The organism is Chloroflexota bacterium (genome assembly GCA_026389585.1).
Taxonomy (GTDB): Bacteria; Chloroflexota; Dehalococcoidia; order UBA2247; family RBG-13-53-26; genus JAPLHP01.
Map to the genome: position 1 here is coordinate 1 of JAPLHP010000018.1, position 9,149 is coordinate 9,149.

11 protein-coding genes and 1 riboswitch are annotated in these 9,149 nt (G+C 53.8%); of the genes, 1 reads left to right on the plus strand and 10 read right to left on the minus strand.

Going from position 1 to position 9,149, the window contains the following annotated elements; genetic code table 11:
* The coding region (locus tag NTZ04_01445) for an IS200/IS605 family transposase (protein MCX5990989.1) at window positions 1-80 on the minus strand (80 nt) is incomplete at its 3' end.
* A 304-nt stretch (window positions 81-384) separates the two neighbouring features.
* Complete coding sequence (locus tag NTZ04_01450; protein ID MCX5990990.1) at window positions 385-1,428, minus strand: hypothetical protein; 1,044 nt, start codon at window positions 1,426-1,428, stop codon at window positions 385-387.
* A gap of 127 nt (window positions 1,429-1,555) precedes the next feature.
* Here NTZ04_01450 and NTZ04_01455 point away from each other — a divergent pair, with 127 nt between their 5' ends.
* Complete coding sequence (locus NTZ04_01455; protein MCX5990991.1) at window positions 1,556-2,107, plus strand: peptidylprolyl isomerase; 552 nt, start codon at window positions 1,556-1,558, stop codon at window positions 2,105-2,107.
* A 59-nt stretch (window positions 2,108-2,166) separates the two neighbouring features.
* Here the strand turns inward: NTZ04_01455 and cobU are convergent, their stop codons facing one another.
* The 8 genes from cobU to NTZ04_01495 all read right to left on the minus strand — a co-directional run bounded on the left by cobU (window position 2,167) and on the right by NTZ04_01495 (window position 8,921).
* A complete protein-coding gene (cobU, locus tag NTZ04_01460; GenBank protein ID MCX5990992.1) occupies window positions 2,167-2,733 on the minus strand; it encodes a bifunctional adenosylcobinamide kinase/adenosylcobinamide-phosphate guanylyltransferase in 567 nt (188 codons plus the stop codon).
* A 23-nt stretch (window positions 2,734-2,756) separates the two neighbouring features.
* Window positions 2,757-3,437, minus strand: coding sequence for a diphthine--ammonia ligase (locus NTZ04_01465; protein ID MCX5990993.1), 681 nt, complete (start codon window positions 3,435-3,437; stop codon window positions 2,757-2,759).
* Window positions 3,434-4,051: a histidine phosphatase family protein gene (locus tag NTZ04_01470; protein MCX5990994.1), complete on the minus strand. Its 618-nt coding sequence runs from the start codon at window positions 4,049-4,051 to the stop codon at window positions 3,434-3,436. The genes NTZ04_01465 and NTZ04_01470 overlap by 4 nt, the downstream gene beginning before the upstream one ends.
* A gap of 4 nt (window positions 4,052-4,055) precedes the next feature.
* Window positions 4,056-4,799 (minus strand): adenosylcobinamide-GDP ribazoletransferase, encoded by a 744-nt coding sequence (gene cobS / locus NTZ04_01475; protein ID MCX5990995.1) that lies wholly within the window; start codon window positions 4,797-4,799, stop codon window positions 4,056-4,058.
* The gene (gene cobT / locus NTZ04_01480) at window positions 4,800-5,879 is read right to left on the minus strand and encodes a nicotinate-nucleotide--dimethylbenzimidazole phosphoribosyltransferase (protein ID MCX5990996.1); all 1,080 of its coding nucleotides are present in this window, start codon (window positions 5,877-5,879) and stop codon (window positions 4,800-4,802) included. It abuts the gene before it with no gap.
* A 27-nt stretch (window positions 5,880-5,906) separates the two neighbouring features.
* Window positions 5,907-6,824, minus strand: a complete 918-nt coding sequence (locus NTZ04_01485; protein MCX5990997.1) for an ABC transporter substrate-binding protein — start codon at window positions 6,822-6,824, stop codon at window positions 5,907-5,909.
* A gap of 109 nt (window positions 6,825-6,933) precedes the next feature.
* Window positions 6,934-7,077, minus strand: a riboswitch (cobalamin riboswitch).
* Between the two features lie 548 nt (window positions 7,078-7,625).
* Window positions 7,626-8,276: a hypothetical protein gene (locus tag NTZ04_01490; protein ID MCX5990998.1), complete on the minus strand. Its 651-nt coding sequence runs from the start codon at window positions 8,274-8,276 to the stop codon at window positions 7,626-7,628.
* Between the two features lie 27 nt (window positions 8,277-8,303).
* The gene (locus NTZ04_01495) at window positions 8,304-8,921 is read right to left on the minus strand and encodes a hypothetical protein (protein MCX5990999.1); all 618 of its coding nucleotides are present in this window, start codon (window positions 8,919-8,921) and stop codon (window positions 8,304-8,306) included.
* Window positions 8,922-9,149 lie beyond the last annotated feature (228 nt).

A 9,149-nucleotide genomic window follows, 5' to 3' on the forward strand; every position in this document is an offset into this window, starting at 1 on the left:
AGCCGACGGTATTTCGTTGGAAACACCAGATGATACAACAATACGCTTACATTGTGGCTCTTGTGTAAATAGATGCTCATGCATCTATTCTAATTCATTCGCCGCAAGCGGCGGGGTATCAGACCCTAAAAGAGAATGAACTGCACGATGCCCTCGCCGCCGAGGGCTGGGCCTGATGCCTGGTTGCACAAGCCAGCGTAACAATCGAGATTCTTCGCTGCGCTCAGAATGACACTTCAAAACCTGTGATCATGACAGTGGGCGACATGTTACCATGACTTTTATGAGGTTTGTCACCCCGACTTCTATGCGGCATGTCACCCTGAGCGAAGCCGAAGGGTCTCCCTTCACAAAACAAATAGCGCCTATTTTTATAGCCAGGCACTAGTGGTTCTTCACCAGCTCATGGATCGCCGTGCAGTGCAGACTCTTCTGCTGTCCGTCAATCTCCATCTTCCCCAAGCCAAGCGAGAAGAACGACGTTATAGTAGGCTTTGCCTTGAAAGTACGGATAAGGAATCTCAACAGCGGATTGAAATCAGCCAGCAGGTCTATCCTCTGAAAGGCCCTCTGCAGTTCCAGCGTCATCTCCAGAGATAACCCTTCGTCTTTAACCCGCAGCACATGCTTCCAGGGGATCTCCTCTCCTGTGTCCGCATCCGGTTTCATTTCTGACTTGGCCAGACTCCATTTCCTGGACTCCGTGGTCAGGTAAACGAGTTTGCGGGAGTCGTAGATCAGCAGCGGTTTCACCTCAGATCTCCCCATCCTGCCGGTGGTCACTATATCAGCAAAGATAATGGTGTACTCTTCGTTATAAACCCTCCCCCAGTCCCAGTATGCCAGCAGGTCCATCGGGGCAATATTCAGCCAATTGTGGTCCCGATAGCCCACCCCCTCTATGGGATAGGTCTCCCCCTTGGTTCTGAAGGAGCCTCGGGCCTGGCAGTGCGGCTGGGGAACTACCCAGTACATGTACCTGGTCTCATCGCCAAAGCAGGCATGGCTGGTGAACCCACCGACACTGGAATCGAGCTCCAGGTCAAGAGCCTTCTCTCCGCCCTCGATATGCACCACGTAGTGCGAGAGGTCTCCCCTGATGAAGTTCCTGCCAATCTGGACATCGCAGACCTCCGTCGAAGCCTTGAAGGAGGAGTAAGGATGCTTCTCTTCAATGGTGATCTCCGTCCCATCGGTCTTCACATAGCTGGCTCTGACGCCGGTCACCACCTTGCCTGGCCGGGAGACATCGCCCGCAATGAATAGCTGGCCTCTGACCAGGCTCCCGTCTCCGTTCATCAGGTCGAAGTACCACCACTCGATGTAGCGGCGATCTTTCAGGGGATGCCAGGCGTCGTCAGCCTGCCTGATTACCATCGATTCGGGAATCTCCCGATAAGTCTTCTCTTCGTAGAGTATCTTCGCCATGCTACCCTCCCTATACCGTTTTCCTGATTAGTATAGCGTTTTTAACAATAGTGGCGCATGTGGACCTTCAAAGTCGCCCGAACTTGACTATCGCCGTCAAACAGGCCTATCATGGCGGCTGAATGCCATGAGGAGACACTCCAGGCCTCTCTTGATAGCCATGCTGGCCTTGTCACCGATCCTGCTGGCAGGCTGCGGTGGTACCGCCGCTCCCAACCGCATCGCCGTCCTGGAAACAAGCATGGGCGTCATCAAGTTCGAGCTGTACGAAGACAAGGCCCCTATCACCACTGCCAACTTCATCAAGCTGGCCGAGAGCGGCTTCTACGACGGACTGATCTTCCACCGGGTAATCAAAGGTTTCGTCATTCAAACGGGTGACCCCAAAGGGACAGGGATGGGTGGATCAGAGCAAACCATTAAGCTGGAGATCAATAAGGATTTAAGCCACACCGACGGAGCTGTGGGCATGGCCAGGAGTTCTAATCGCGACAGCGCCTCATCCCAATTCTATATCTGCGACGGCGCTCAGCACGATCTGGACGGCAACTATGCCGTCTTTGGACAGGTCATCGAGGGACTGGACATTGTCCGGGCAATCGCCGCCGTCCCCATCGACGTCAATAAGAAGCCCCTGCAGGATGTGGTGATGACCAGGGTCTCTATCGAGTCGCCCTGAGTGCCTTGCTCCAGCCTGCCCCGGGTTTGTACCCGCCTTCTTCGATATACCTCCCGGACTCAAAGGCCCTGCAGCCCTTTGATCATCACTGGTATACCGGCAACCATGAGGTAAACAGTGTCGGCACGCTGAGCCAACTCCTGATTCACTTTGCCCAGAGAGTCCTGGTAGATCCGTCCCAGCCTGTTAGGCGGGACAAGCCCCATACCCACCTCGTTACTCACCAGGACAAAGCTGGCCGCTGTGCCCTCAATACACTCTGCCAATTCCCTGACCTCCAATGACAGCTTCTCATCCACCAGTTTTGTGTCGATCCGGGCAGAATCACCGCTGCATTGGCCAATGACGTTGGACACCAGCAGAGTGAGGCAATCCAGGACAACCACCTGAGCATCACCACTCTGTTCCCGGATTCTTCGCCCCACGCCAAAAGGTGCCTCAATAGTACGCCAGCTTGAAGAACGGGCCTTCTTGTGTTCCTCTATCCTCTGTCTCATCTCCTCATCCAGAGCTTCCGCCGTGGCCACAAAGAGCACCCTCTCACCCAGGCGCGATGCCACCTCCTGGGCAAACCGGCTCTTGCCGCTCCGGGCCCCGCCCAGGATGAGAATACATCTCTTATCCATCTTCCTCCCTCACACCAGGCATGTCACTTGGATTTGACCCTGGACCGGGGTATGTCAAGGAACCAGTAGCCGTCACGCTGCACCCTGTTGCCATAAGTTGGCCGTATTCGCTTTCCAAACAGGGGGCCATCCAGCACGACGGTGTGATATTCTCCCTTCTCGCCACAGATGTCAACACTCTTCCTCTGAGCCAGATGCTTCACGTCAGTGAGGAAGCTATGGTCTATCATCCGCCCTAACCATTCTTCACCAAAGATATCCGCCTTGGCTGAGATCACCACTGCCTCGAAGCCTGCCTCAATGAACTCCTTCATGAGACCTTCTGTCTCCCTGCCCCAGAGGGGCAATATGGGGGTAAGACCTACTTCGGCACAGACTCTCTCCACCCAGTCCCGGTGCTCCTGAATATAGATATCGCCGAAGACCATGGCCTCGGCACCACGGCTCTTCAGGGCAGACACAGCCTTCTTGAATGTCTGTTCATAAAGGGACATATCCGGCGCCGCGTATTGAGCCAGGGGGATGCCGATTGATTCCGCCTGCCGGCGGATCAGGTGAGCCCGGGTGCCGTGGAAAGAGACCCTCCGAAACTCCCGGGATATGAAGTTAAGCAGATGAGTGACTTTGTAGCCCTGCGCCAGGGCCAGGTAACAGGCAAAGCAGCTGTCCTTTCCGCCGCTCCAGGAGCTGATAGCTTCAGTCATTCTATGTCCTGCCTCCTTTGCAAATGAGAAACGTCATTCAAGAAATGGATCACTCTTCCACAGGCATCGATTTCCATGATGGAGAGGGATGCCCGCTCAATTTGGATTTGCTGCCAGCAGGACAGATCGAGCCCCGTCAGACGGCAGATGAGTACCCGCAGCGGGCCGCCGTGAGCCACCACCAGCACCGTACCTGCCGGATGACAGCGCAGCCTTGCAGCAAACGCCTCCACCCTTTCAGCCAGGGTGCTCAGGCTCTCCCCGCCCGGAAAACTGAGCTCAGGGTCAGCACCCAGCCAGAGTTTCTCCGCTTCCGGATAATGCTCCTTCACCTCGCCAAAGGTCATGCCTTCGCACCGCCCAAAGTTGATCTCGCGAAGTTCGGGGCAAGGTACCGCAGGCAGCCGGTGCGGCATGGCAATGACGGCGGCTGTATCCACTGCCCGCCTGAGGTCGCTGGAGTAAACGGCATCAACCTTCTCATTCGCCAAGCGGCGGCAGAGGTTCCCGGCCTGCTTGAGTCCCTCGACACTCAGGGGAACGTCTGTGTGCCCCCAGTAGCGGCTCATGTCCGCGTCAACCTCACCATGCCTCACCAACATCAGTCTGGTCACAGTTTCACCAACTCCATGAAGGTATAGCGATAGCCAGAATAACGGCGGTTACCTCTGCAACCTCAATGACAGCGCCATAGGTATCGCCGGTGAGTCCGGCGAACTTGCGTTTCAGAATGAGAGATAGTGTTAAGGTCACCAGTCCTACCCCGAACATGATTGCCAGTCCTTTGAGTTGCAGAAAACCCACGGAGGCGGCCAGGGCGATTATGGTAGCCAGGGCAACCCCCGGCCAGGTTGCTCCGTCCTTGAACGCCTTGCCCAAACCCTCGGGTCTGGCATAGGGGAAGGCAGATATGGAGCAGACAACTGCCCAGCGACCCAGGACGGGCATGAGCACCAGCGCTGCCATCCTCGATGATTCCGGCAGTCCTGCCAGTGAAACATACTTCAGTAGCAGAAGGCAGCAGGCTCCCACCACACCGAAGGCCCCCACCCTGCTGTCTCGCATCACTTCCCATCTCTGCTGGGGTGTTCTGCCGGCAACAAGGCCGTCACAGGTATCGATGAAGCCGTCAAGGTGAATCGCCCCCGTGGCCAGCACCAGGACTACCACCAGAAGGCCGCTGACCACAGAAGTGGGCAGCACCAATTCCAGCCCGCGATCCAGCCCCATGATAAGGAGCCCCAGGAGGAGTCCCACCAGGGGGAAGTAACCCAGGGAGCGGCCCACCTCTTCCGGTCTTGCCTGCCGACGTGACGGCAGCGGTATCACGGTGAGGAACCTCAAAGCTGCGAAAAAGCCCACTTAGCCTTTCTCCTCTTTGTCTGAGACGCCAGCCTCGGCAAAGGTAGCCATCTCCGCCAGTATCCTGGCGGCTGCTTCAGCCAGGAAGATGCCGAGCGCCGCACCCGTACCTTCCCCCAGCCTCATGTCCAGATCAAGCAAAGGCTTGAGTCCCATATGGCGGAGAATGGCCTGATGCCCCGCCTCTACCGAGACATGGGAGGCGATAAGGTAGTTTTTCAACTCCGGGCACAGCCCGGTGGCGATCAGGGCGGCTGCCCCTGAGATGAAACCATCGATGATCACCGGGATGCGGTGTGCTGCAGCACCCAACATGACCCCGGCCAACCCCCCGATCTCAAAGCCACCCACCTTGCTCAGCACGTCCAGCGGGTCTGTGGGGTCAGGGCGGTTTACCAGGAGGGACTGCTTTATCACCGCTATCTTTTGGGAAAGCTGGATGTCATCCACACCGGTTCCCCTGCCGGTGACACCCTCCACAGCCTCTCCGGTTATGACAGTACAGATAGCACTGGAGGGAGTGGTGTTGCCGATGCCCATATCACCAGTGCCAATGATGTCCAGTCCTTTGCTGAGTTCCTCTTCGAACACTTCGATCCCGGCCTGGATAGACTGGAGAGCATGCTCCCGGCTCATGGCCGGGCCTCTGGCCATATCAGCCGTCCCGGGCCCCACCTTCTTCAAGATTAGCTGTGGATGAGGGGCCAGAGATGCTGCCACCCCCATATCCACCACCACTATCCTGGCTCCAGTGCAGCGCGCCAGCACATTTATGGCGGCACCTCCCCGCAGGAAGTTGTAAACCATCTGAGCCGTTACCTCCCGGGGGTAGGCGCTTACACCCTCGGCGACCACACCATGATCACCGGCCATGGTGATAATCACCTTCTGGGCCAGGGGTGGTACCGCTTCCCGTCTGATGCCAGCTATCTGGATGGATAGCTCCTCCAGCCTGCCCAGGCTTCCCCTCGGTTTGGTAAGTTGATCCTGCCTGGACCTGGCTTGCGCCATCGCTTCCCCATCCAGTGGTGCTATGGCATTGACCGTATTCCTGATCACTTCTTCACTTTGTCTTTCCATCGCATCAACGCCCCTTTACGTGGTCAGCTAGGAAGGGAACAACTCAGGGTGGATCATTCTGGCAATCTCCTCCAGCCCGTCGATGATACGGGGCCCGGGGCGGCTGGTCAGGCTGGGGTCGCTGACTGCATAGACCTTTCCCAGATTGACTGCCGTCAGATCTTGCCAGACGCCACTCCTCTCCTCCACCTGCTCCGGTGTCACATAGGGGTAGTCGCCCAGGATGATGATATCCGGGTTGGCAGAGAGCAGTTTCTCAAGGCTGAGTTGAAGCCAACTCCCGCTCTCCGTGACGATGTTGCTGCCACCCGCCAGGGAAATCAGGATATCCGCAAACGAGCCCGGCCCCGCAGTCCATGGCTTGGTCGGGTCGGTGGCATCTATTTCGTAAAACACAGTTGGACTGCTGGTTGCGCTGGCTTTAATTTCAGCCACTTTGTCCAGTCGTTGTTGGAGACTATCCACCAGCCTGGCTGCCTCCTCTTCCTTGTTCATCACCTTGCCCACCAGATCGATGTCCTTGAAAATACCGTCAATGTCCTCCGGCTGAAGAACGAGCATGGGGATGCCCAACCCCTCAATCTGCTGCATCACCGGATCATAGCCGTCCGTCAAGATGAGGTCCGGGTCCTTATCCAGGATGTCCTCCAGGCTGGTAGTAAAATACCCGCCGACTTTGGGCTTGGCCTTGGCTGCCTCAGGGTAGTCGCAGTGTTCAGTGATGCCAACCACCTTATCGCCAAGACCGATAGCAAAGAGGATCTCTGTGATGCTGGGTGACAGAGAGACCACCCTCTGCGGCGTTTGTTCGATGTAGACCGTTCTCGAAGCATCGTCCACCGCAGTGATTACGGCCGCTGCCTCAGAACGACAGCTCAAAGCCGATATAGGAAGCGCCATAAGCAGCAACACAAATACAAATTGAACTGAGATTGACCTCTTCAATTGAACCTCCTTGATAGCTCGGAAGCCGAAAAAATAAATCCCCTTGTCCGGAAGGCCAAGGGGATTATCGTGGTGCCCGTGTCATAGTCCCACCCCCTTTCCCAGCGGAGGCTTCAGGACGGATAGGGGTGGGCGTTCTGGCTTCTCGCCTTAGGCGAGTTACAGCAGGCGGGCCTGCTCCGGAGTCTCACCGGACTTGCTACCCAATTAAGCCCCTAGTCACCGTCGGGGCACCCCTGCGTCTCTTATTCAATTTGGGCAAAGTATATCACACGGTAAAGGCAAAGGGCAAACTCTCGTACTCTTCGGTTCTGCTAAGTTGAGGTTGATGGGAAGATTTTAAGCCAAATGGTTTGGTTCTGCTGACGTGGATGATGTAGAGACACTCAGAACTGGGTAGGTTAGGTAATTCCGATTAAGGTCAGAGGGTGCCTATATCGGAGATAACTTGCTGTGACATTAACAAATCCATTGCTGTGGTCAAGGGCAACCATCTCCGCGTGTCTATGACATCATCGTAATCCACCCTATTCCTATCTATTCGGAGACGATCCAGAGACACCCCAATTTGCTTGCGTGGTGTATCTCTACTGTTTATGAACTTCTCCCTAACAAACTTATGAGTATCATCTGGGGGAATAGGTATTCTATCGATATCTCGTAAGTGGTTCCTTGCTGTGCAATAGGCTGCGTAGTAACACCTGCTGACTGAAGAACGCAATTTGGCCTCCTGAGATGGCGGAGTCGATCCTTTCCCAGCAAGTTCGTCGGCTAGTCTCAAGTATTGGGACCAATCAAAACTCATTGAAATTCCACGTGAACTGATAGCTTTCCTCGGGCGTCTGCCATGACACCTAGCCACCAATCATGGTCAAATGCCCTGAGCTTCACAAAAGCCTCATTAGGTGAAAGGTCAGTACAGATGAAAACTATCAATTCCTTATCGCTCTTCTCTTCTTGGTCGATAATCACTTCCAGAGACAGTCGAGTAGATTTTCCAAAGTATCTCTTGACTTGTTCTGGTATCTGTTGCAGGAGAGAAATTAGAAAGAGATTACAGGCAACAAATGTCATAACTTCTGATCTATCCCTCAGATCATAGGGACTCTCAAGTGTAGCCATTTCTGTTGTGGGATAGAGTGAGAAGGTTTGCCCGATTTTACCGGCAGCAGCAACTACTATGTCTTTATACATTCTAGAATAGGCTGATCCCCAGTTAGAAAGGACAAGGGGTTGATATTTAGGTATATCTGAATCTTCGCCTTCTTCTCCCCAGTAAGTCTGCGATGCCCTTTGGTAAAAGCTATGGAAAGCCGTGGTGATATTTGTCCTAAGGTTGAGGTGTTGCACATCACCAGATGTTCCCCAAGTGTCCCAGCAGCACATTTGGGAACTGGTCTTTTCTTCATCATCTGGTACTCTTGTCTTGAATCCTAGACCTTGAGTATTCATATATGTATATGCACTCCTAACAACTACTTACTTTTTGTCCAAATAGAGCGCATTGATGATAGCGGATGAATCTTTGAAACGTGCCACAGAGGAGTTAATTAGCCCTACAATATCATTGATGGGTACAGATGCGAGTTCATGGTGATAGTTAAAGTTGTGCACAAGGCAGTTTTTACCTTGCTGTTCGATAGTGAGCTTAAGCACGTATGGCTCCTTCTGTGCATAGATGATTCCACCAAAGGCGACCTTGTGCCCAGAGAAAACTGGGGCTGGGTCATTATTATTAAGCCTTAGAGTTATATCTGGAAGTTTAGCATTGCTATTAGTCTCAACACTCCACAGAAAGTTCAGCCCTAGTGATTTGTATGGGATATGCATTAGAAGGGTTACATACTTACTAGCAACAGTTGCCAGAGATATTATTGATGACTCACTCTGCTTCTTGGCCACAATCTGCAAACGTTGGTGATCAACAATCAATGAAAAGGACTCAGACTCGAAAACAGAGAAGTCTGGTGTGTGAACAAATTGACTAGGGGATTCGCTTATGACGGAATTGCCTTTGAGCCATTCAGGACTTATTATGCTTGGATTGTGCCCAGCGGCGACAATTACTATGTCCGCTCGACTGAGTCTCGATTCCATGATACCCACCCTTCAGTATCTGATTTTCAGTACCTGAATCCACTCTGATCTTTCCTATGATATCACACTACACTGAGCTTGGGAAGAAGCCGAATTGCCTCATCTAAAATGTAACCGAAGGGATGGTGGTTGACTCATGTAAAAGGTAACCGAAATGGGGGAGAATTGGGCTAGCTTAAGTGGTGAAGGAGATGAAAGCTAGCCAATGGATATTAGAGCACGGAAGGA

Bases quoted from the DNA above. Each gene is read 5' to 3' on its own strand.
- NTZ04_01495 (MCX5990999.1), bottom strand. From the start codon at position 8,921: ATGGAATCGAGACTCAGTCGAGCGGACATAGTAATTGTCGCCGCTGGG.
- cobU (MCX5990992.1), bottom strand. From the start codon at position 2,733: ATGGATAAGAGATGTATTCTCATCCTGGGCGGGGCCCGGAGCGGCAAG.
- NTZ04_01465 (MCX5990993.1), bottom strand. From the start codon at position 3,437: ATGACTGAAGCTATCAGCTCCTGGAGCGGCGGAAAGGACAGCTGCTTT.
- NTZ04_01450 (MCX5990990.1), bottom strand. From the start codon at position 1,428: ATGGCGAAGATACTCTACGAAGAGAAGACTTATCGGGAGATTCCCGAA.
- cobT (MCX5990996.1), bottom strand. From the start codon at position 5,879: ATGGAAAGACAAAGTGAAGAAGTGATCAGGAATACGGTCAATGCCATA.
- NTZ04_01455 (MCX5990991.1), top strand. From the start codon at position 1,556: ATGAGGAGACACTCCAGGCCTCTCTTGATAGCCATGCTGGCCTTGTCA.
- NTZ04_01490 (MCX5990998.1), bottom strand. From the start codon at position 8,276: ATGAATACTCAAGGTCTAGGATTCAAGACAAGAGTACCAGATGATGAA.